Origin of the sequence: Rhodococcus sp. BP-332 (genome assembly GCF_019836065.1) — a bacterium.
In the GTDB taxonomy this organism is placed as follows: Bacteria; Actinomycetota; Actinomycetes; order Mycobacteriales; family Mycobacteriaceae; genus Rhodococcoides.
The window spans coordinates 108,978-130,247 of record NZ_JABUEC010000004.1 but is presented as its reverse complement, the minus strand read 5'-3'; the positions used below and the strand labels follow the sequence as shown (position 1 = coordinate 130,247).

Below are 21,270 nucleotides of genomic sequence, written 5' to 3'. Positions count from 1 at the left end.
AGAGGAGTCAGTTCTTCTCGGAGAACAGCTGGGTGTAGACGGGCGGCGCCGCGTTGACGACGTCCCTGGCAGCGGACGTCGCGGGAGCCTCGACGGGCTCCGCGTCGGCGGTGACGGGTGCGAGAAAGATCAGTTCGGGTTCCATGGAAACCCCTTCATCAGTAGTTCGGTGGTGAGGAGAACGAGTCGTCCGTCACGAGGGGGAGAACGAGGCGCCGGTGAGAACCGCGGCGTGCTCGTGATCCGAACACTACGCCACGGCGCCGACCTGGCGCGGTACGACCACGCCCGGCCACGTCGACCGTCGTCTGTGGATGCACTGAGAGAAGACGACCGACACTCTCGGACTGTCGACGCCGTGCCCTGCCTGTGTCACACTTGTGACAGAGGCGTGACCTGAGCACTTCCCGCCCTCTCCGCGGTTCTCACCACTGCATCGACTGCCAGAACGACCGACAGCCACCGTGGCCAGACCGTCCACAGAACAGAGGCACCAGTGTCCGTCACCGCCGAACGCCCCAGAGATCGATTCGTCAGTTCGTACACCGAGCTGTCCGTCGCCGTGCGCGCCTCGGGGCTGATGTCCCGCCGCCGCGGTTTCTACTGGTCCCGCATCATCGGCACCGTGGCGGCCTTCGTCGCCGTCTGGGTCGGTGCGTTCCTCCTGGGCGACTCGTGGTGGCAGCTCGCGCTCGCCGTCGCCCTCGCCGTCGTGAGCACGCAGTTCGGCTTCCTCGGTCACGACGGCGCCCACCGCCAGATGTTCGACTCGGCGAAGTGGAACGAGTGGACGGCCCGCATCCTGTCCGGCACCTTCGCAGGACTCTCGCTGCACTGGTGGCAGGGCAAGCACAGCAAGCACCACAACGCGCCGAACCAGATCGGCAAGGATCCCGACATCGGGAACGGGCCCATCGCCTTCGTCCCCGAGTACGTCGCGCAGCGCACCGGCTTCTACGGCGCGTTCACCCGCCGCCAGGGCTGGCTCTTCTTCCCGCTGCTCACCCTCGAAGGCGCCGCACTCCACGTCGCCAGCGTGCGCACGCTGATCGGCTCCAAGGAGATCAAGCACCGCAAGCTGGAGCTGTCGCTCATCGCGCTGAGGCTCACCATCGGGTTCGCACTGCCGTTCCTCGCGATGCCGGCGGGGCTCGCGGTCGGCTTCATCCTCGTGCACCTCGCCGTCTTCGGCGTTCTGCTGGGCGGCTCGTTCGCGCCCAACCACAAGGGGATGCCGCTGGTTCCGGCCAATGCGAAGATCGACTTCCTCCGCCGCCAGGTCCTCATGTCGCGCAACGTCGACGGCGGCCCCGTCACCGACTTCATGATGGGCGGCCTCAACTATCAGATCGAGCATCACCTGTTCCCCAGCATGCCGCGGCCGAACCTCAAGAAGGTGCGGCCCATGGTGCGCGAGCACTGCGCCAAGCACGGGGTGACCTACACCGAGACGTCGCTCGTGAAGTCCTACGGCATCGTCGTCCGCTACCTCAACCAGGTGGGACTGTCGAAGCGCAACCCCTTCGACTGCCCGCTGGTACGCGAGTACCGCGCCTGAACTCGGTGTGACCGCGGTCACGTAGACTGCGGCGGGTGATCGCCGATCTCTGGAACAGTCTGCCGACCGCGCTCCGCGACCCGGTCGCCCTCGCGGTGCCGGCATTCCTCGTTCTGCTCGCGCTCGAGTGGACCGCAGCGATCGTCCTCGAGAGCCACGGCGACGAGACCGAGGACGAACCCGGCCGACCGGCCCGTGGAAGCTACCTCCGCGCCGACGCCCGGGCCAGCATCGCGATGGGGCTGGTGTCCATCGCCACCACCACCGCATGGAAAACCCTGGCGCTGCTGGGCTATTCGCTGATCTTCGCGTATGTCGCACCGTGGCAGCTGCCCTCGGACCAGTGGTACACGTGGGTGATCCTGCTGCTCGGCGTCGACGTCCTCTTCTACTGGTATCACCGCATCGCGCACCGCACGCGCATCGTGTGGGCCACGCATCAGGCGCACCACTCGAGCGAGTACTTCAATTTCAGCACCGCACTACGGCAGAAGTGGAACAACAGCGGCGAGATCCTGATGTGGTTGCCGCTGCCCCTGCTCGGCGTCCCGCCCTGGATGGTGTTCACCGGGTTCGCGATCAACCTGGTCTACCAGTTCTGGGTGCACACCGAGCGCATCGACCGGATGCCGCGCTGGTTCGAGTTCGTCTTCAACACGCCGTCGCACCACCGCGTGCATCACGGCCGCGACAAGGAGTACCTGGACAAGAACTACGCCGGCATCCTCATCGTGTGGGACCGCCTGTTCGGGACCTACGCCGACGAGACGTTCCGACCGCACTACGGGCTGACGACTCCGGTGCAGACGTTCGACATCCTGAAGCTCCAGACACACGAGTACGCCGCCATCGCACGGGACGTGCGGACGGCGGCGACTCTGCGTCAAAAACTCGGCTACGTCTTCGGACCACCCGGCTGGACGCCCGAGGGTCAGGCCTTCCCGAGCGTCACCAGGAAATCGACGGACCCGGTCGGATCCACGGTCACGAAGCCCAGCGACGGCGGCTCGATGCCGTAGTCGGTCCACGTCGCGGGAATGTTGCCCGAGGCGACGATGGTCTCGCCCGACCGGAGCACCTGCGTCTCGACGCTCACGTCGCGCGTCTGGCCCTTGAGGGTCAGCGTGCCGTCGAGGGTGACGGTCGCCGTGGTGCCGTCGGTGGGCACGGTGGACAGGTCCACCGGCGACGTCACCGTGAACGTGGCGGTGGGGTTGTTCGCGACATCGAAGATGTTGCCGCGGAACTGGTTGTCGCGCCGATCGCTGTCGGTGGTGATGGTCTCGGTGCGCACCACGATCTCACCGGCGGTGAGCTGCTGGTTCGCGATCGTGGCGCTTCCCGAGACGTCCGGCGTGGTGCCGACGACCGTGACGTCGGTGCCGTTGAGCACCTCGGCGACGGTGTACCCGGCCGACGTCGGGTTCGCTGCGTCACCGGGCGTGACGGTCCACTCACCGTCCAGATCGCCCGTCGCCGCCTCGGCACCGGAGGTGGACACCGACGCCGCCGGATCGCTGCTCTCGATCGACAAGTAGATGCGCGGTCCGACGACGAGCGCCACGATCGCCAGGACGACGACCACGGCTCCGGCGATCCACCATTTCTTCTTCATGGGACGAACTTTAGTTGTCGCTTCAACGTGCGGCCACCGCTGCGGCCTGGGAATCCCCTGTGAAAAGCTTCCGTCACCACGTCGAGTGAACGACGTCCCGGAGGTAGCGGTCGTAGATGCTCTGCACGCCGGCATCGAACTCGGCGCCGAGAAGCGCGACGCGCCCCGCCTCGGCGTTGGCACGAGCCTGGTCCACGTTGCGGGCTCCCGGGATGACCGTCGAGATCTGCGGGTGCTGCCACAACCACGCGATGGCGGCGGCGGCGGGCGTCGTACCCTCCGGAGCCGCGTCCGCGACCAGGGCGGAGAAGTCACGAGCCGCCGCAAGGCCCGTGTCGAACGGAACGCCCGAGAACGTCTCGCCGACGTCGAAGGCCTCACCGTTGCGGTTGAAGTTGCGGTGATCGTTCTCGGGGAACGTCGTCGACTCGTCGTACTTCCCCGAGAGCAGGCCCGATGCCAGCGGCACCCGCGCGATGATGCCGACTCCGGCATCGGCGGCGACGGACAGCACCTCGTCGACGGGCTTGAGCCGGAAGGCGTTGACGATGATCTGCACGGTGGCCACGTTCGGTCGGCGGATCGCCTCGAGCGCCTCCGCGACCGTCTCCACGCTGACGCCGTAGTGCGCGATCGCCTGCTCCTCGACGAGGGTGTCGAGGGCATCGAACACCTGGTCGTCGCCGTACACGGCAGAGGGCGGGCAGTGCAGCTGCACCAGTTCCAGGGTGTCGACACCGAGGTTGCCGCGCGACCGGTCCACCCACGTGCGGAAGTTCGCGAGCGTGTAGTTCTCCGGCACCTGGTCGACGCGTCGACCCATCTTGGTCGCCACGGTGACGGTGTCCCGCAGGCCGCGATCGGCCAGGAATCCGCCGATCACCCGCTCACTGCGCCCGTCGCCGTACACGTCGGCCGTGTCGAAGAAGGTGATGCCGCTGTCCACGGCGGCGTCGAGCACCGCCACGGCGTCCTCCTCGGACACGTCGCCCCAGTCGGCTCCCAACTGCCAGGTGCCGAGTCCGACGCACGACACCTGCCGGTCGGTGCGTCCCAGGGTGCGGTTCTCCATCGCGTTCATGTTTCTCATCTCGTCGGTGTACCCGAAGTTGGTGAACGACAAAGCCCCCCAGCTGCCGAGGCAGGTGGGGGGCTCATGGCGGTGGCGGAGGGATTTGAACCCTCGGACGGGGGTTACCCGTCACACGCTTTCGAGGCGTGCTCCTTAGGCCGCTCGGACACGCCACCGGCGGATACGTTACCGGATGGGTGGCGCGGATCCGAAATCGCGACGTCAGGAGTCACAATGCGGGTGGCTCAGTGGCCGGTGAGCTTGTCCTTGATGTTGGACGCTGCATCCTTGACCTTCTCCGCGCCGTCCTTGAACGCGGCGGAAGTCTGATCGCCCTGGCCTTCGGCCTTCAGGTCCTGGTCGCCGGTGGCATCGCCCGCAGCTTCCTTGCCCTTGCCCTTGAGGTCTTCTGCCTTGTTGCCGATCTTGTCGTCGAGACCCATGTGGTGCTCCTTCGAAGCGGAAGAACATGTCATCCACCCCTCCGTTTCGGCGGGGCGGGCGACGCAACGTCGCGCCTGGTGTCCTACCGGGCAGTAATACCCCGTCGACGGATCGCGTCAAACGTCGTTCGCGGTTCGAAAGAAGTCCCGAACCAGACCGGCCGCGTCGCTCTCGAGGACGCCGCCGACCACCTCCGGTCGATGCGTCAGACGCCGATCCCGCACCACGTCCCACAGCGAGCCGACGGCGCCCGTCTTCGGTTCCCAGGCCCCGAACAGCAGCCCGTCGACTCGCGAGAGCACCGCCGCGCCCGCACACATCGTGCAGGGCTCCAGCGTGACGACGAGAGTGCATCCGGTGAGTCGCCAGCCGTCCCCGTGCCGTTCGGCGGCGGCGCGGAGCGCGAGCACCTCCGCGTGGGCGGTCGGGTCCCCGCGGCGTTCGCGTTCGTTGACCGCGGACGCGATCTCGTCACCGTCGGCGTTCACGACGACGGCACCCACGGGAACGTCGCCCGCCGGCGTGGTGCGGGCGACCTCCAGAGCGCGACGCATCCAGACGTCACGCAGGTGGAGAGGCACCACGGTCAGCGAGGCAGCTTGTCGAGCACCGCGGCGAACTCCGCGGCGAATCCCAGTCGCGCGGCAATCATGCCGAGCTGCTCGTCGGGGTAGAGGTCGGACTCGGCCAGGATGACGCCGAGGACCGGCTCGGGAAGACCCATGTCGCTCAGCAGATCCAGATCGCCCTCGTCCCACGGCTCGACGTCGTCGAGCTCGTCCGGATCCAGATCGGGCACATCGACGTTCAGTCGGTCCAGGACGTCGGCCGCGATGTCGTAGTCGATCGCCGCGGTAGCGTCCGACAGCAGGACCCGCGTGCCCGACGGTGCCGGACGCAGCACGACGAAGAACTCGTCGTCGACATCGAGGAGCCCGAACACCGCACCGGCACTGCGGAGTTCACGAAGCTCGGTCTCGGCGGCACTGAGACTCGTCAGGGCGTCCGCGGACAACGGCCGGCACGTCCACGTGCCCTCCTCGCGGACGACCGCGATGGCGAACCCCTCGAGATCGTCGTAGTCGTCGGAGCGGTTGTCACCTCGACCCTGGGACGAGGTACTGCCTCCGCGCTGTGCAGCCATGCGCGCAACCGTAGTCCCACACCGTCGCCCCGGCGTGCAGACCTCCCTGTTCAGGTGAAACAGCGGGAGATTTCGGTGTCGTGCACCCGGCGGACGGTGCCGATGTGGAAATCTTCCCCCGGTGAACACACCCGACCGTCCCGTCTGCGTCCTGGGCCTCGGCCTCATCGGCGGCTCGTTACTGCGCGCCGTGGTCGACTCGGGTCGCCCGGCATGGGGTTGGAACCGATCGACCGGTGCCGTGGACGCCGCTCGCGCCGACGGGTATGACGTCACGGCGGACATCGCCTCCGCCCTCCAGCGTGCCGCCGAGGAGGACGCTCTCGTCGTCGTCGCGGTGCCCATGCCGGCGGTCGACACCGTCCTGGAATCGGTGGCCGCGCACGCGCCGCACTGCGTGCTCACGGACGTCGTCAGTGTGAAGGCGGAGATGGCGGCCGCGGTCGCACGTGCCGGACTCGGCGCTCGGTTCGTCGGCGGACATCCCATGGCCGGCACATCCGCCTCGGGGTGGCTCGCGGCCGACGTCGATCTCTTCCGCAACGCGGTCTGGGTCGTCACCGTGGACGACGGCACCGATCCCGACGCCTGGCTCGCGGTCGCCGATCTCGCACTGTCCTCCGGATCCGTCGTCGTCCCGGCCCGAGCCGACGACCACGATCGCGCCGTCGCCCGCGTGTCCCATCTCCCGCATCTGCTGGCGGAAGCACTCGCCGCGGTGGGCGCGCAGGGCGGGGAGCTCACGTTGCGGCTGGCAGCCGGCTCGTTCCGCGACGGCACCCGTGTGGCAGGAACAGCTCCAGCCCTGGTCAGCGCGATGTGTGATGCCAACGCGCCCGCCCTGGTCGACGCGCTCGACGAGGCGCTCGCCGCGTTGCACAGCGCCAGGGACGCTCTCGTCGCCGACGCGTCGACCGAGACACTGGTGTCCGCGGGCCATGCGGCGCGGTCGCGCTACGACGAGCAGTTGCAGTGGTGGGAGATCACCGACGTCGTCGTCGGCTCGCCCGCCTGGCAGGGCGACCTCGTCGACGCCGGTCGCCGCGGCGGTGTGGTCCAGCGGCTGCCCCGGCGGGCGTGACGGTCGGCCCGTCAGATGCGCTCGGCGAGTCCCCGGTAGTCGGCGACGAACCCGTCCGAGTCGACGCTCACGGCCGACGTCCCGACGGGCGAGACCACCTCGAACTCGTGCGGACCGCGGCTGTAGGAGAGTGTCTCCGCGCGGGCGGTGAGGACCGGCAGACCGACGTACACGACGGGCACCTGATGATCGGACGGGTTCGTCTGCAGGCCGAGACGACGGATGGCAAGCGTGTTGAAGAAGGGGCTCCACACCAGCTCGACGTCGAGCGCACCGCCGAACGAGCTGCGGGTCGGTGACCCGTCGTCGACGAGCCAGTAGCCCTCGGAGTCGCGACTGATGGAGACCTGCTTCTCCCCCGAGGCGACGGCCGCGCGCACGGACAACCGCTTGGTCACTCCCGATTCGTCCGTGACCAGGTCGTACGACGCGGAGAACGCCGGGTGTTCGTCGCACTCGCCGCCGATGATCCGGCCGGCGGCCTTGATCCGCTTGCCGTTGAGCTGGACGCGCACCGACTCCATACGCGGGGCGCTGTGCGCGCGCCACGTCAGGATGGCCGGCCACGACGAGCCCGTCACGTCGGCGGACGACAGGGAATCGGCGGTGGGTGTGGTCACGCGTTCACGGTAGATCACACGAGCACGACAAGTACCGGAGCCGGGCGAATTGCCTGTGAATCCGCGTCCCCGTCAACGTTCGAGTGCCCCGTTCTCGCGAGATGAAACGGTCACGAGCAGGGTTTTCGTCGACAGTGGGCGTGAGTCGGCGCACCACGCCCCCGTCTACGGGCGCTGCTCACAGCGGTGTCGCCCTCTCGGTCGGACGCCGTGTCGGTGTTCTCGAGTAGCCTCACTCGAGATCGACGTCGGTGTCCGGAGCCGCCGTCGCACACGACGGTGAGCGGGGGTACGCGTGTCCAGCCAGGGTGCCATGGTCGGCCTGTTCGCCGGCATCGGCGGTCTGGAGCTGGGCCTGGCGCGCAGCGGATGGTCCACCACTCAGCTCTGCGAGATCGACGCCGGCGCGGGGGCGGTGCTGCGCTCGCGCTTTCCCGACGTGCCGCTGCACACCGACGTCGCGACGCTGCGGGCGCTCCCCGCCGGAACAGAGCTGGTCGCAGCCGGTTTCCCGTGCCAGGACCTCTCACAGGCCGGTCGCACGGCGGGCATCACGGGCGCGCGATCGGGTCTGGTCGACGAGGTCTTCCGACTCGTCGCCCGCAAACGTGGTCCCCGGTGGCTGCTGATCGAGAACGTGCCCTTCATGTTGCAGCTCGGCCGCGGCGCGGCGATGCGGCACATCACGCATGCGCTCGAGGATCTCGGTTACATGTGGGCGTATCGCGTCGTCGACGCTCGCTCGTTCGGCCTGCCCCAGCGGCGTCAGCGCGTCGTCATGCTCGCCTCACGTACGGACGACCCGCGTGAGGTGCTCTTCGGACCCGACGCGGGCATCCCCGAGGCCGGCGACGCCGACGTCCTCCCGTGCGGCTTCTACTGGACCGAGGGGGTGCGCGGCCTGGGCTGGGCGATCAACGCGGTGCCCACGCTCAAGGGCGGATCGACTCTCGGCATCGCCAGTCCCCCGGCCGTCCGGCTCCCGTCCGGCGAGCTGGTCACCCCGGGCATCTCGGACGCCGAACGGCTGCAGGGTTTCGACGCCGGGTGGACGGCCCCCGCCGTCGAGTCCCCGGGTGTCCGGGCCGGGCACCGGTGGAAGCTCGTCGGCAACGCCGTGAGCGTGCGCATGGCGACGTGGGTCGGTGAGCAGCTGGCCACCCGCACTCCCTACGACGAGGGGTCCGACACCGAGCTCGTACCCGGCCAGAGCTGGCCGTCGGCCGCGTGGGGCCGTGACCGTCGCGCGTTCGGGGTACCCGCGAGCACCTGGCCGGTCCAGCACCCCTACGAGGATCTGAGCGGATTCCTGGAGGAGTCGAAGTTGTTGTCCGCCAGGGCCACTGCCGGGTTCCTCAAGCGCGCACGCTCGGGTCGGCTGCGCTTCGCCCCCGGCTTCCTCGACACGGTCGAGTCGCACCTGCACCGGATGACCGACGATCCCGTCGTCCCCGAACCCGTTCGCGTGGCCTGATGTTCCCGTTGACGTTCGCACTCGACTTCGCCGGCGACCGTCCCGCGCCCGATGCCGACCGCGGGGAGAAGAAGAACTACGCGCAGCGCCTGTCCAACAACCTCGCGCAGGTGGTCGCCGATGCGTTGAGGCCTCGGTATCCGTCCATCACGCCCGACGCGCACGGCCTGGGCCAGGAAGCGCAGGTGGACGTCGCGAAGGGACGCAAGCGGCTCGACGTCAAGGCACTCGATCCGACGCTCGGCCTCATCCTCTGCGTGTCCGTGAAGACCTACAGCTTCCAGGACTACAGCCCCACGTCCGGTCGGCTCGGCCGCTGGACCAAGAACATCGTGCGCAACGACCACGAACTGCGGGGTGAGGCGATGGTGCTGCACCAGCGCCAGCCGTACAGCGTGCTCGTCGCCGTGATGTTCGAGCCCTGGTCGACGTGCGAGGACGGCGATCCCGCGAAGAGCAGCGACATCGGCAAGAGTTCGTTCGCGCACCACGTCACGACGCTGTCCAAGCGGTCGGGCCGCGGCAAGCGCCCCGTCGTCGGCATGCCGGGCCGAGCGTGGGTCGACCTCGGGGCCGAGGACACGCGCTACGACCTGTTCGAGAAGGTGTTCATCGGTCTCTACGAGCCGGACGGTCCGTACAGGGGTGAGGTGCGCTTCTTCGACGTCGACGACGCGCCGCCGCGCAACGGCCGTCCGTCGGACCGCACCACACTCTCGTTCGAGGAGTTCGTCGAGGTGGTGCACTCGGAAGTGGAGCGGCGCAACAGGTTCGCCCCCAGCTGGTCCGAGATCGACGACGACGAATGACGCCCGACGCTCGGGCGACGCCGCCGACGGACGCCGCGACCAGTGCCCGGTTCAAGAAACAGAAGCGGCGTGACACCAAGCCCGAGGTGGCCTTGCGGAAGGAACTGCACCGAGCGGGACTGCGGTACTTCGTCGACAAGGCCCCACTGAAGGGCATGCGACGACGGGCCGACGTGGTGTTCCCGCGTCGCCGAGTCGCGGTGTACGTCGACGGATGCTTCTGGCACAGCTGCCCGGAGCACGCCACCCACCCGCGCAACAACGCCCAGTGGTGGGCGGACAAGTTGGCTGCCAACGTCGCTCGGGACCGCGACACGGATCGTCGACTGGACGAGGCCGGCTGGACCGTCGTGCGCATCTGGGAGCACGAGGATCCAGCCGTGGCAGCGGAGCGGGTCACCGAGGCAGTGCGCCCCGGCGACTGACGTCAGCGCTCGTGGCGTCCCGGAGTGTCGTGCGGGCCGACGACAGGCGCATCGGCGTGTCCGAGACCGGTGGTGCGGTCCGTGACGTTCCGGTCCGTGACGTTCCGGTCCGTGACGTTCCGGTCTGCGGGATTCTGGTTCTGCTGTGCCGCGTTCGCGTCCTGTCGACGCGGGGTGCCGTCGTCGTGGACGGTCGGGTCCAGCTTGTTCGCCCGCTCCCACTCACGGTCCAGTTCGTCACGCCCGGTAGCGGCAGTGCCCTGGTGCTCCTGCGCGCGCTGCTGCGCGATGCGGGCCTCCGCTGCCGCGGCGTCCGCCTCGGCCTGCGCACGACGGGCGTCGGCCTCCGACTTCTGCGCCAGCGCCTCCGACCGCTCCACCTCCGCGCTGCGCTCGGCGGCCCGCTCCCGGATCTCACCGGCCTGCTCGACGCGCTTCTGCTTCGCCTTCTTCGACAGTGCGACGCCGACGGCGACGAGCAGCAACACCACCACGACCGCGATGACGATCCAGACAGCTGTGTTCATGACGGCTCCCGATGTTCGAGTGCGCGCACGGTTGCGCGCGGGACGGGGTACCCCTGGCGCCCGATTTCCACACGGGCCGCCTACCCTCGACCGCCATGACCACCGATGCCGCCTCTCGAGCCCTCGACGTACTGGTGATCGGCGGCGGAATCGCGGGTGCCTCGCTCGCCTGGGAACTCTCGTCCGATCGGACCGTGTGTCTCCTCGAAGGGGAGTCGACCCTGGCGATGCACTCGACCGGACGGTCGGCCGCCATGTTCCTCGAGACCTACGGCAACCACGTCATCCGTGGCCTGACGACGGCGAGCAGAGCCTTCCTCGTGGACCCGCCGGACATGGTGCGCGGAACGGTCATGACTCCACGCCCCTTCGTGCAGTTCGCACGTCCGGGCCGGGGCGACGCTCTCGCGGAGATGTTCACGACTCTGCGGACGCTGTCTCCCGATGCCCGCCTGCTCGAGACCGCCGAGGCGGTGGACCGGGCGCCCCTCCTGCGGCCTGCGGCAGTCGAGGCGGCCATCGTCGAACCGGGCGCACTCGACATGGACGTCGACGCGCTGCACCAGGGCTTCCTGCGCGGAGCACGCCGACGCGGATGCACCGTTCGCACCGGGGCGCGGGTCGTCGCGATCGACCGAGTCGGCGAGCAGTGGCGGGTCGATCTCTCGACCGGCGACACTCTCGTCGCCACGGTGGTGGTGAACGCGGCGGGTGCCTGGGCGGACGACATGGCCGACCTCGCAGGCGTACCGAGGATCGGCCTGCAGCCGCGACGACGCACCATCGCCGTGATGGACGCGCCGCCCGAGATCGCCGACACCCACCACCCGCTGATCAGCGACATGGACGAGTCGTTCTACATCAAGCCGGAGGTTGTCCGTCTGCTCTGTTCCCCTGCCGACGAGACACCGTGCCCGCCCGGTGACGCGAAGCCCGACGATCTCGAGATCGCCCGCGCCCTGGACGAGATCACGGAGGCGACCGTGGTGACGAGCCGCCGTGTCCGGTCGTCGTGGGCCGGTCTGCGCTCTTTCGTCGCCGATCGCACACCGGTGGTGGGGTTCGACCCGAGCGTGGAGGGCTTCTTCTGGTGCGCGGGTCAGGGTGGGTACGGCATCCAGACGTGCGCGGCACTGGCGCGCGTCGGTGCGGCGCTGGTCCGCGGCGAGGCGCTACCGGCCGATGTGACCGACCGGGGCGTCACCGCGGAGGACCTGGCGCCGGGCCGGCTGCGCTGAGCCGCACGGGGCTAGAGCCACTTCTGTCTCCGGAACACGATGTACAGCACGCACGACGCGGCCAGCATCGCGCTGACAGCCGCCGGATAGCCGAACGTCCAGCTCAGCTCCGGCATGTGCTCGAAGTTCATGCCGTAGATGCCGGCGATGAGAGTCGGCGCGAAGAGGATGGCGCCCCAGGACGAGATCCGCTTGACCTGCTCGTTCTGTTCCAGACTCACCTGGGTCATCGCACGCATCTCGTCGTTCTGCCGCTGACCCACCAGGGTGGTGTGCACCGACAGGGCGTTCTGCAGGTTGGCGCGGAACGAGTCGACGCGCTCGGTGATGCGGATCGCGTGGTCGAGCACGTCGCGCAGGTTGCGCCGCAGCTCGATGTCCACGTTGTACTTCTCCGAGCCGCGGCCGAGGGCCTCGATCATCGACACCAGCGGGTGGGTCGCGCGCTGGAACTCGATCACCTCGCGGGAGAGCTCGTAGATGCGACGGGAGACGTCCGGGTCGCCGGTGAACAGCTGGTCGTCGATCTCGTCGATGTCGTTCTCCAGACCGGCGACGACCGGTTCGTACTCGTCGACCACCTGGTCGAGGATCGCGTACAGCACGGCCTCGGTTCCCAGTTCGAGCAGCTTCGGCGCACCTTCGAGCCGTTTACGGACCACGCCCAGGTCGGGTGACTCGGCATGGCGGATGGTGACGACGAAATCGGGACCGCAGAACACGTGGAGCTCGCCGAACTCCACCTTCTCGGTCTCGTCGATGTAGCGCGCGGGGTGCAGGACGACGAACAACTGATCGCCGTAGCGTTCGAGCTTGGGCCGCTGGTGCGCTTGGACGGCATCCTCGACCGCCAATCGGTGCAGCCCGAATTCGGTTGCCACCGAGTCGATCTCGGCCTTGTCGGGACGATACAGCCCGATCCACGCCATGCCGCCGCACGCCCGCAGGAGCTCGTACGTGCGATCCAGACTCTCCGGCTCGTCGGTACGCGCCCCGTGCACGTACACGGCGTTGTCCACGATCGGCACAGTTCACCCCTCGTCGTCGCACGTCCGCCGCCCGTCGGGCGGCTACCAGGACGCTCGCATCCAAACCTCGGACACGAATCTTCGTCCACCGCGACGACGGAAGCGAAACGGACTCGTTTCTGTCCACAATCGTCCGTTTACGGACGCGGATCCGCGCCGTGGCGATAGCGTGTGACCTGTGGCAGAACGCGGCGCACGACCCCAGGTTTCGGTACTCCGCCGAACCATGCTCAAGGCATTCAAACATCTGTCGAACCCGCTGAGGCCGGACGACTACTTTGAGATGATCAATCCGTTGTGGACCACCCAGGAGCTCCGCGGGAAGGTCGACCGGGTCGAGAGGGAAGGCACCGACGCGGTGTCGGTGTTCATCAGGCCCGGGTACGACTGGGGTGGGCACCAGCCCGGCCAGTACCTCCGACTGGGCGTGGTCATCGACGGCCGCTATCACTGGCGCGCCTACTCGATCACCTCCGACCCGCACGGCGACCACGGCCTGATCTCCGTCAGCCCCAAGCTGGTTCCCGAGGGCACGGTGTCCCCGTTCCTGGTGCAAGGGATCAAGCCGGGCGACATCGTGCGACTGAGCGAGATCGAGGGAGTCTTCACCCTCCCCGATCCCGTGCCCGCCAAACTGCTCTACATCAGCGCGGGCAGTGGCATCACACCGATCATGAGCATGTTGCGCGAACTCGACCACCTCGACGCCATGCACGACGTCGTGGTCATCCACTCCGTGCACAGTCGCGACCAGACGATGTTCTCCGAGACCCTCGAGCGCCTCGATCGCAAGCACTCGTCGCTGCGTCTCGACCTTCGGGTGACCGAGGAGCGAGGTCGAATGAAAGCCACCGATCTGGACGAGTTGTGCCCCGACTGGCGTGAGCGCGAGGCATTCTGCTCCGGTCCCGGCGACCTGTTGGACGATCTGCGCGACTACTGGAAATCCGAGGGTGACCCGGAGAAATTCCACTACGAAAGTTTCCAACCCGTCATCGGTGGCGGTGACGAAGAAGGAGAGGGCGGCACGGTCCGCTTCATCCGTAGCGACACCGACGTCGAATGCGACGGAGGCACACCCATTCTCGCGGCCGGGGAGGAAGCGGGGCTGGATCTCAAGTTCGGTTGCAGGATCGGCATCTGCCACACCTGCACCGGAACCCTGAAGAAGGGACGTTTGAGAGATCTACGTAATGGGGAAGTCTCCGAGCCTACGGGGCAGGCGGTACGCATCTGCGTGAACACCGCCGAGGGAGATATCGAAATCGATCTCTGACGAGACCGATTCACATGCAGTAACAGGGAGGGTTCGTCATGAGCATCGACACCGGGAAAAAGACCGAAGTGTCCATCGAGAGTCCGCTCGCACATCTCAGCGAAGAGACCATCGAACAGCTTGCCAAGGAATTCGACGCCATTCACGACGAGGTCTACGCCGACCTCGGTGAGCGCGATCGCAACTACATCACCACGGTCATCGCGGCGCAGCGCCAGCTCGCTGTCGCGGGGCGCGTGATCCTCTTCGGCTCCAAGAGCCGCACCGCCTGGATGGCCGGAACGGCCTGCCTGGGTGTGGCCAAGATTCTCGAGAACATGGAGATCGGCCACAACGTCATGCACGGCCAGTGGGACTGGATGAACGATCCGGACATCCACTCGTCGGTGTGGGACTGGGACACCGCGTCCACCGCCGAGGCCTGGAAGCACTCGCACAACTACGTGCACCACACGTACACCAACATCCGCGGCAAGGACAAGGATCTCGGCTACGAGATCATGCGGATCGACCCGAACCAGCCGTGGTCGCCCGTCTACCTCGCGCAGCCGTTCTACAACCTGCTGCTGATGGCCTTCTTCGAGTGGGGCGTCGCGCTCCACGACCTCGACATCGAGGCCATCCGCAAGGGCGAGAAGCCCATGAAGGACCTGCTCACTGATCTGCGCGGTATCGGGACCAAGGCGCGCCGTCAGATCGTCAAGGACTACATCGGCTGGCCCGCGGTCAGTGCGCTCGCCTACGGCGCGGTGCAGGTCGTCTCGGGTGGACGCGTCTCGGGCGCCGGCAAGTCGAAGCTGGGTGCGCGGTTGCGCTCGCTGAGCTCGTCGAAGGCGACCAACTCCGTGGCCAAGGTTCTGGACAAGCACGGTGCCGGCATCGAACGCACCTTCGTCGCCACGGTGACGGCGGACTTCGTCGCCAACATCATCCGCAACCTGTGGTCGCACGGCATCATCTTCTGCGGTCACTTCCCGGACCAGGCGTACACGTTCAGCAAGGAAGAGACCGAGAACGAGACCCGCGGCGGCTGGTACGTCCGCCAGCTCGTCGGAGCGGCCAACATCGAGGGCTCGTCGCTGTTCCACCTGATGAGTGGCAACCTCAGTTACCAGGTCGAGCACCACCTGTACCCGGACATGCCCAGCACCCGGTACAAGGAAGTCGCGCCGAAGATCAAGGACATCTGCGAGCGCTACCAGCTTCCGTACAACTCGGGCCCCTTGATGAAGCAGTGGGGATCGGTGCAGCGCACCATCATTCGGCTCGCCTTCCCCGGCGGCAAGATGGCCCCGAAGCCCGGACCGTATCGCGGCGAGCGCGTCGGGGGTTCCTCGTCGAAGCCCAGCGAGGCGGCTCGTTTCCGCAACCGCGTGCCGGCAGGTCACCCCGACTCGGGCCCCGAGCACAACGGTGGCGGCGTCGAGGCGAAGCTCCCTCCGCGCGGGGAGTGACGACGCGCTGCCGGTGACGGCAGCACTGATCTGACGAACGAGTGGTGTCGACCGGCGTTCTCTGGATACCCGAGTGAATCGGGCCGGAGACGCCGGTCGTTTCCCATTTCGGAGGTCGTTCGTGACGCTCGACGGCCTGGACCCCGCCCTTCTGACGGGTGTGTTCGAGAACGCGCCCGAGCTGGTGTCCCTGTCCGCACGGGACGGCCGCATCCTCCACCTGAACCCGGCGGGCCTCGCGCTCGTCGGCGCACCGTCACTCGACGCCGTGCTCCGCCTGACCACGGCGAACTTCTTCTCCGACGTCGGTCTGCTCGCTGCGCCCGACGTGGAACGATCGCTGCACACCACCGGCCACTGGCAGGGTGTCGGCGAACTCCGGCGGCTCGACACCGGAGAACCCGTACCGGTCTCCATCTCGACGTTCCTGGTTCCCGCGGGTGAGCGCGACGAGCCGGTGATCGCGTCGATCATGCGTGATCGACGGCTGCGAACCGGTCACGAGAGCGCCCTCACCGACGTCCTGGAATCGGCCGCCCACCGGGCTCGCGAGCAGAGTGCTGTCGGCCTGTTGGGGCGGCTCGCGGTCGACGGTGATCTGACGACCATTCTGGACGCGACGACCAGCGCCGCCTCGTCGTTGATGGATACGGAGTGCGCGTCGATCGCACGCCTCGACGACACCCGCACCGCGTTGCGCGTCGTCGCCTACAGCGGGGTGAGCGAGCGGCCCGAGGTGTTCGGAACCGGTACCCGCTCGGCTCCGGGCCTCGCCCTCTCCTCCGGCACGGTGGTCATCTGTTCCGACGCGCGGACCGAGTCGCGATTCGACACCACGACGATGCGCTCGCGCGGACTGCTCAGCACCGTCTGCGTCCCGTTCGACTCCACGCCTCGGCCCGGGGTGCTGGCCGTGCACAGCGCGGCTCCGCGGGAGTACACGGATCGGGACGTGACGTTCCTGCGGACGGCCACGGACATCCTGGTCGCGGCGATCCGGCGTATCGAGCTCGAGAACGAACTGCGGTACCGATCACTCCACGATCCGCTCACCGGTCTGGCCAATCGAGCGCTCGCGTACCGACGTATCGACGAGGCCGTGGCTCGCGCCGCGGACAGCGAGACCACCGTCGCGGTCCTGCTGGCCGACCTGGACGACTTCAAGACCGTCAACGACAGCCTCGGACACGTGAGTGGAGACGCGGCGCTGATCACCTTGGCGCGCAAGCTCGAGCGCACGGTGGCGGTCGGCGACACGGTGGCGAGGCTGGGCGGCGACGAATTTCTCGTCGTGTGCGACCACGTGGTGGACGAGGCCGACGCGCGGAGCCGGGCGGTGCGCATCTCGACAGCGCTGGCCACCGTCGATCCGCAGAGCGATCAGCCCATCCCGTTCAGTGCGAGCATCGGAATCGCCGTGGCCGGTGACGATGTGCCCTCCGCGCAGGAGATGGTGCGCCGCGCGGATCTGGCCATGTACCGCGCCAAGGGCACGGCTCCCGGGACCACGGACGTGTACGACGTGCGCGATCGCTACGAGGCCGATCGCGTGTTCCGACTCGCCGCAGATCTCCGACGATCTCTCGTGGACGGCGAACTGCGGCTCGTCTACCAGCCGATCGTCGACCTCGTGACGGGCGCCGTCGTCGCCGCCGAGGCCTTGGCTCGCTGGGATCATCCGACACTCGGCAGCGTCTCGCCTCGTGAGTTCGTCGCGGTGGCGGAGCGCACCGGCGTGGTCGGACACCTCGGCCTGTGGGCACTGCAGACCGCGTGCACGGATGCGGTGCGCTGGCCCGAGGACGTCTCGGTACGCGTGAACGTGAGCGCCCACCAGCTCAACGATCCGGACTTCGTGCAGTCGGTCCGACGCACTCTCGACGCGACCGGCCTGCCGGCGACGCGCCTCGGGTTGGAGATCACCGAGACCGTGTGGGTGAAGGAGAACGCCCGCGTGGCCACCACTCTCGAGGCGCTGCACGCGATGGGGGTGTCGTTCGCACTCGACGATCTGGGAACCGGACACAGCAGCATCGCGTATCTGGACCGTTATCCGATCTTCGACTGTCTCAAGATCGACGGGTCGTACGTCAACGCGCTACCCGGTGCGAGACCACACGCCATCGTGGCCGCGATCGTGTTGTTGGGCACTGCATTCGGAGTGGACGTGGTGGGTGAAGGCATCGAGACCGCCGAGCAGGCCGAGGCGTATCGCGCATGCGGCGGTCGCCTCGCACAGGGCTTCCATCTGGCGCGCCCGATGCCCGCTGCGGCGATCGAACAACTCCTACGAGAGGATGTCCGATCGCCGCGGTGACGCGCTACTTGACGGCGCGTCGGACCCGGACCGCGCCCGAGATTGTCCAGGCGATGACGGCACCGACGACGGCGGCACCGAGGAGTGCGACACCCTGTGCCAGATCGAAGTTCCACCCGATGAAGTTGATGGTCGTGTGCACGGTGTTCTGCAGGATGAAGATCACCAGTGCGATCGTGAGGAGCAGCGCGATCAGGAGAGACAGCTTCGAGACGAAGCCTCCGGCACGGCGACGTCCGGTGTGTGCGTGGGTGGTGGTGTCGGTCATGGTGGTGCCTTTCGCGATGTCGCCGGTCCTGGCCGGCGATCGAGTGAGCGGATGCTCGAAGGAGTGATGGTCCGCGGACCCGCGGAAGAAACATGTCCGTTCGGTCGGTTCGAGCGAGGTGTGCGTCGAACCCGACAGTGTCCGGACACACCACGGGCGGCGATGGACCCGCTGAGGGTCCGGCGCCGCCCGGGTGTGGAGTGGTGCAGTCTTACTTGAAGGTGTCCTTGACGTTCTCGCCGACCTTCTTCACGCCGGCGGAACCCTGGTCCTTCTTGCCCTCGGCCTCGAGGTCCTTGTTGTTGGTGGCGTCACCGACAACTTCCTTGGCCTTGCCGATGGCGTCTTCTGCTGCGTTCTTTGCCTTGTCGACGATTCCCATGATGAACCCTTTCGTTCGGAGCGACGGCGGGTGACCATCGCGTTCTGAAAGGTGAGTCGAGGCCCGGCGCGGAAAGCGCACGTCCATGCAGAGTGATCCCGGTCACAGCTATCCGCCGAGTGCGAACGCCACGAGAAAGCCGAGCGCGGTGGACATGCCCACCCACCATCCGCCGTCCTTGTAGGCCTCGGGCATCAGGGAGTCCGCGAGCACGGCGAGAGTGGCACCGCCCGCGAACGCCTGGACCGTCGAGATGCCGACCTCCGGGACGGCGTCGGACAACTTGTGGCCCAGTACGGTGACCACCACGAGCACGACCGCCGTGGCCGTCCACAGGGTCATCGCCCGAGCCGCGGAGAAGTCGTGTCGGTCCCGCATCAACGATGCACCACCGACAGCCTCCGGAACGTTGCCCACCGCGACCGCCACCAGCAGCACCAGCCCGCCACCGGACGTCAGGGAGACACCCAGCGCGGTGTTCTCCGGGACTCCGTCGAGGATCGTGCCGAGCATCAGTGCCCACCCGATCGCTGCGGGCCCGAGCTTGTTCTCGATCAGATGGCTGGCCACGACGTACACACCCGCGCCCAGGAACAGCGCCGCGCCCGCGACGAGGATGCCGGCCTGACGGAACGCCGGCTCGAACAGTTCCGACGACACGGCGGCGATCATCGTCCCGGCACCGAAGGCCATGAGACCGGCCAACACCCGCTTCGGCAGTGTCCACCGCAGCCCGATCGCCGCACCGATCACCAGGGGAAGCGCCGTGCCGATGCCGTACAGGGCGGCGGTCAGCATCTCGATCGTCTCGTCACCGGCGGGGAGTACCCCGGTCCGCGTCGTCGAGTCATCCGACGACCTGCTCTCACAGACCCAGCGCGGTGACCACTGCCAGCAGGACGACGACGACGGGCAGGACGACGAGCCGGCCTGCGGCACCGGGGAGCACGTCCCGGTCCATGCCGTCGACGAGTCGGGAATGGGTCCTCGTCGAGAACACGACCGACACCATCGGAAGCGCAGCGCACAGCACCGCGATCGCGACGAGCGGCGGATGATCTCGCACCGCACGAGCGACGATCAGAGCCGTGACCGCCATGGTCAGTGCGGTCCGCACCCGAGCGAGCGTGGTGCGCTCGGCCTGCAGGCCCGGTGCCTCCGTCACAGGTACAGCCCCACCGCGAACGCCACCACGGCGATCACCAGACCCCCCGCGAGCAGCGCCGCCGCAGCGGGTAGGGGCAGTGACGCCCGCCGGCGCATGGCCGTCTCGATACGGATCCAGCGCACGAACGACCCGACGGCCAGCACCGCCGCGAGAGTGAGCAGCCCCAGCACGAGGGTGGTTCTCAGCCACGGAGGCAGCAGATCCCCACCGAACGCCTCGAGTGCCGCGGCCGTGGCCACGAGGCCGAGTGACGTCCTGATCCACGCCAGGAACGTCCGCTCGTTCGCGAGCGTGAATCTCGGATCGGGGTCACTGCCGTCGCGCAGTCCGGTCGGCCACAGTCGCACGGCACCCACTCTCGTCGGCGACGGCCCGCAGGGCCACAGCGGGTGTCAGCGGTTGGGGTGCCAGCGCTCGTAGGCGCGGCGTTCCGCCTCGTCCCGCGCGACCTTCTTCGGGTTCTGCAGGTCCGGCGACAACCCGTGCGCTTTGAGACGACGTCGACGGTTGGGTTCCATGTACGCGGCGGCGTAGAACAGCGCGAGAAGTACCGCCAGCAGGATCATCGCGCCGCGCAGCCACAACTCACCGGGGAACAGCAGGAACGCCGCGAAGATGGGGAGAAACGGCACCATGCTGCGCAGCAGATGACGCGGAACCGCACGATCACCGATCAGGTCCTCACGCACCCAGGCCTGCATGGACAGGGGCAACGTGCGGCCGAACGAATAACCGATCCACTGCAGCGGCCCCGGGCGAGTCCTGCTCATCGTGTGCTCCTCCGCTCGGTCGACAGTGCACCGGCCGCGATGGCCGCGGTGTTGATCCGGGTGAGCACCGCGTGGAGTTGTTCGAGCACGCTCACGTCGACACCCAGAGATTCGATGACGGTGCCCGGTATGGACTCCGCCGAACCTCGCAACTTTCGACCCTCGTCGGTCAGGTCGATCACCAGCCTGCGCTCGTCGGTGTCGCTCCGGCGCCGGGTCAGCAGACCGTCGGCGTCGAGCCGCTTGAGCAGCGGCGTCAGCGAGGCGGGTTCGAGTTGCAGAGCCGACGCGATCTCCCCCGCCGACATCGGTGCCCGCTCCCAGAGGGCGAGCATGACGAGGTACTGCGGGTGCGTCAGTCCGAGCGGTTCGAGAATCGGCCGGTAGACCGAGAGCACCGCGCGGTTGGTGACGGCCAGGGCGAAACACACCTGACGGTCGAGCGCGAGGGGGTCGGCGGTGGTCACGGGTCCATCGTACACTGATAGTGAGAGTACGTACTGTTCGATGGCTCACGGTTGGCAGGGCGGGGTGCTGCCGGTCGGGGGGTCGGCGCTGTGGGCGATGCGATAGGCGATGTGCACCCCTTACTGCAGGTGA

26 protein-coding genes and 1 tRNA gene are annotated in these 21,270 nt (G+C 67.9%); 10 read left to right on the top strand and 17 right to left on the bottom strand.

The genetic code is table 11. The features are described 5' to 3' along the window. Window positions 1–7: 7 nt before the first annotated feature. Window positions 8–145: a hypothetical protein gene (locus HQ314_RS15845; RefSeq protein WP_155957101.1), complete on the bottom strand. Its 138-nt coding sequence runs from the start codon at window positions 143–145 to the stop codon at window positions 8–10. Between the two features lie 351 nt (window positions 146–496). Here HQ314_RS15845 and HQ314_RS15840 point away from each other — a divergent pair, with 351 nt between their 5' ends. Beyond that, window positions 497–1,558, top strand: a complete 1,062-nt coding sequence (locus tag HQ314_RS15840; protein WP_374197843.1) for a fatty acid desaturase — start codon at window positions 497–499, stop codon at window positions 1,556–1,558. A gap of 35 nt (window positions 1,559–1,593) precedes the next feature. Beyond that, the gene (locus HQ314_RS15835) at window positions 1,594–2,577 is read left to right on the top strand and encodes a sterol desaturase family protein (protein ID WP_156380585.1); all 984 of its coding nucleotides are present in this window, start codon (window positions 1,594–1,596) and stop codon (window positions 2,575–2,577) included. Here the strand turns inward: HQ314_RS15835 and HQ314_RS15830 are convergent. From HQ314_RS15830 to HQ314_RS15805, 6 genes are all read right to left on the bottom strand, one after another. Continuing rightward, window positions 2,490–3,173, bottom strand: a complete 684-nt coding sequence (locus tag HQ314_RS15830; protein ID WP_222650577.1) for a YceI family protein — start codon at window positions 3,171–3,173, stop codon at window positions 2,490–2,492. The genes HQ314_RS15835 and HQ314_RS15830 overlap by 88 nt on opposite strands. Before the next feature lie 73 nt (window positions 3,174–3,246). Next, on the bottom strand, window positions 3,247–4,263 hold the full coding sequence (locus tag HQ314_RS15825) for an aldo/keto reductase (protein WP_261781758.1): 1,017 nt from the start codon (window positions 4,261–4,263) through the stop codon (window positions 3,247–3,249). 67 nt (window positions 4,264–4,330) lie between these two features. Then, a tRNA-Ser gene (locus HQ314_RS15820) sits at window positions 4,331–4,421 on the bottom strand. 69 nt (window positions 4,422–4,490) lie between these two features. Beyond that, a complete protein-coding gene (locus HQ314_RS15815; protein ID WP_222633433.1) occupies window positions 4,491–4,688 on the bottom strand; it encodes a CsbD family protein in 198 nt (65 codons plus the stop codon). A 117-nt stretch (window positions 4,689–4,805) separates the two neighbouring features. Continuing rightward, the gene (locus HQ314_RS15810) at window positions 4,806–5,243 is read right to left on the bottom strand and encodes a nucleoside deaminase (RefSeq protein WP_027506609.1); all 438 of its coding nucleotides are present in this window, start codon (window positions 5,241–5,243) and stop codon (window positions 4,806–4,808) included. Between the two features lie 32 nt (window positions 5,244–5,275). Beyond that, window positions 5,276–5,833, bottom strand: a complete 558-nt coding sequence (locus HQ314_RS15805) for a tRNA adenosine deaminase-associated protein (RefSeq protein WP_027506608.1) — start codon at window positions 5,831–5,833, stop codon at window positions 5,276–5,278. Window positions 5,834–5,954: 121 nt separating this feature from the next. On the opposite strand from HQ314_RS15805, the gene HQ314_RS15800 reads away from it, so the two are divergent. Next, the gene (locus HQ314_RS15800) at window positions 5,955–6,914 is read left to right on the top strand and encodes a prephenate dehydrogenase (protein WP_222650576.1); all 960 of its coding nucleotides are present in this window, start codon (window positions 5,955–5,957) and stop codon (window positions 6,912–6,914) included. A gap of 11 nt (window positions 6,915–6,925) precedes the next feature. Here the strand turns inward: HQ314_RS15800 and HQ314_RS15795 are convergent, their stop codons facing one another. Beyond that, entirely contained in the window at window positions 6,926–7,534 is a 609-nt protein-coding gene (locus HQ314_RS15795) for a putative glycolipid-binding domain-containing protein (RefSeq protein ID WP_285189678.1), read from the bottom strand. 313 nt (window positions 7,535–7,847) lie between these two features. Between HQ314_RS15795 and HQ314_RS15790 the strand changes: the two genes are divergently transcribed. The 3 genes from HQ314_RS15790 to HQ314_RS15780 are packed head-to-tail and all read left to right on the top strand — an operon-like array spanning window position 7,848 to window position 10,242. After that, window positions 7,848–9,008 (top strand): DNA cytosine methyltransferase, encoded by a 1,161-nt coding sequence (locus HQ314_RS15790; protein ID WP_051613573.1) that lies wholly within the window; start codon window positions 7,848–7,850, stop codon window positions 9,006–9,008. Further along, on the top strand, window positions 9,008–9,817 hold the full coding sequence (locus HQ314_RS15785) for a hypothetical protein (protein WP_056443224.1): 810 nt from the start codon (window positions 9,008–9,010) through the stop codon (window positions 9,815–9,817). Before HQ314_RS15790 ends, HQ314_RS15785 begins: the two co-directional genes overlap by 1 nt. Next, the gene (locus HQ314_RS15780) at window positions 9,814–10,242 is read left to right on the top strand and encodes a very short patch repair endonuclease (protein ID WP_027506605.1); all 429 of its coding nucleotides are present in this window, start codon (window positions 9,814–9,816) and stop codon (window positions 10,240–10,242) included. Before HQ314_RS15785 ends, HQ314_RS15780 begins: the two co-directional genes overlap by 4 nt. A 2-nt stretch (window positions 10,243–10,244) precedes the next feature. On the opposite strand, the gene HQ314_RS15775 is transcribed toward HQ314_RS15780, so the two are convergent. After that, a complete protein-coding gene (locus tag HQ314_RS15775; protein ID WP_222641252.1) occupies window positions 10,245–10,769 on the bottom strand; it encodes a hypothetical protein in 525 nt (174 codons plus the stop codon). A 95-nt stretch (window positions 10,770–10,864) separates the two neighbouring features. Here HQ314_RS15775 and HQ314_RS15770 point away from each other — a divergent pair, with 95 nt between their 5' ends. Then, entirely contained in the window at window positions 10,865–12,007 is a 1,143-nt protein-coding gene (locus HQ314_RS15770) for an FAD-binding oxidoreductase (protein ID WP_222650575.1), read from the top strand. Window positions 12,008–12,018: 11 nt separating this feature from the next. Here the strand turns inward: HQ314_RS15770 and corA are convergent, their stop codons facing one another. Next, window positions 12,019–13,035, bottom strand: a complete 1,017-nt coding sequence (corA, locus tag HQ314_RS15765; RefSeq protein WP_222650574.1) for a magnesium/cobalt transporter CorA — start codon at window positions 13,033–13,035, stop codon at window positions 12,019–12,021. Between the two features lie 178 nt (window positions 13,036–13,213). Here corA and HQ314_RS15760 point away from each other — a divergent pair, with 178 nt between their 5' ends. The 3 genes from HQ314_RS15760 to HQ314_RS15750 all read left to right on the top strand — a co-directional run bounded on the left by HQ314_RS15760 (window position 13,214) and on the right by HQ314_RS15750 (window position 18,082). Further along, the gene (locus HQ314_RS15760; protein ID WP_082544393.1) at window positions 13,214–14,311 is read left to right on the top strand and encodes a ferredoxin reductase; all 1,098 of its coding nucleotides are present in this window, start codon (window positions 13,214–13,216) and stop codon (window positions 14,309–14,311) included. 38 nt (window positions 14,312–14,349) lie between these two features. Beyond that, the gene (locus HQ314_RS15755; RefSeq protein WP_222650573.1) at window positions 14,350–15,765 is read left to right on the top strand and encodes an acyl-CoA desaturase; all 1,416 of its coding nucleotides are present in this window, start codon (window positions 14,350–14,352) and stop codon (window positions 15,763–15,765) included. 121 nt (window positions 15,766–15,886) lie between these two features. After that, on the top strand, window positions 15,887–18,082 hold the full coding sequence (locus HQ314_RS15750; RefSeq protein WP_222650572.1) for an EAL domain-containing protein: 2,196 nt from the start codon (window positions 15,887–15,889) through the stop codon (window positions 18,080–18,082). 4 nt (window positions 18,083–18,086) lie between these two features. Here HQ314_RS15750 and HQ314_RS15745 read toward each other — a convergent pair whose 3' ends face one another. The 7 genes from HQ314_RS15745 to HQ314_RS15715 all read right to left on the bottom strand — a co-directional run bounded on the left by HQ314_RS15745 (window position 18,087) and on the right by HQ314_RS15715 (window position 21,137). Continuing rightward, complete coding sequence (locus HQ314_RS15745) at window positions 18,087–18,350, bottom strand: lipopolysaccharide assembly protein LapA domain-containing protein (protein ID WP_056443214.1); 264 nt, start codon at window positions 18,348–18,350, stop codon at window positions 18,087–18,089. 211 nt (window positions 18,351–18,561) lie between these two features. Then, window positions 18,562–18,732: a CsbD family protein gene (locus HQ314_RS15740; protein ID WP_027506598.1), complete on the bottom strand. Its 171-nt coding sequence runs from the start codon at window positions 18,730–18,732 to the stop codon at window positions 18,562–18,564. A gap of 108 nt (window positions 18,733–18,840) precedes the next feature. Beyond that, window positions 18,841–19,530 carry a ZIP family metal transporter gene (locus tag HQ314_RS15735; protein ID WP_222650571.1) on the bottom strand — a complete coding sequence of 230 codons (690 nt, stop codon included), beginning with the start codon at window positions 19,528–19,530 and terminating at the stop codon, window positions 18,841–18,843. 67 nt (window positions 19,531–19,597) lie between these two features. After that, complete coding sequence (locus HQ314_RS15730) at window positions 19,598–19,897, bottom strand: DUF202 domain-containing protein (RefSeq protein ID WP_027506596.1); 300 nt, start codon at window positions 19,895–19,897, stop codon at window positions 19,598–19,600. Beyond that, window positions 19,894–20,247, bottom strand: coding sequence for a YidH family protein (locus tag HQ314_RS15725; RefSeq protein WP_231476430.1), 354 nt, complete (start codon window positions 20,245–20,247; stop codon window positions 19,894–19,896). The genes HQ314_RS15730 and HQ314_RS15725 overlap by 4 nt, the downstream gene beginning before the upstream one ends. Before the next feature lie 45 nt (window positions 20,248–20,292). Beyond that, a complete protein-coding gene (locus HQ314_RS15720) occupies window positions 20,293–20,670 on the bottom strand; it encodes a DUF5313 family protein (RefSeq protein ID WP_204869587.1) in 378 nt (125 codons plus the stop codon). Then, on the bottom strand, window positions 20,667–21,137 hold the full coding sequence (locus tag HQ314_RS15715) for a MarR family winged helix-turn-helix transcriptional regulator (RefSeq protein WP_222650570.1): 471 nt from the start codon (window positions 21,135–21,137) through the stop codon (window positions 20,667–20,669). Before HQ314_RS15715 ends, HQ314_RS15720 begins: the two co-directional genes overlap by 4 nt. Window positions 21,138–21,270 lie beyond the last annotated feature (133 nt).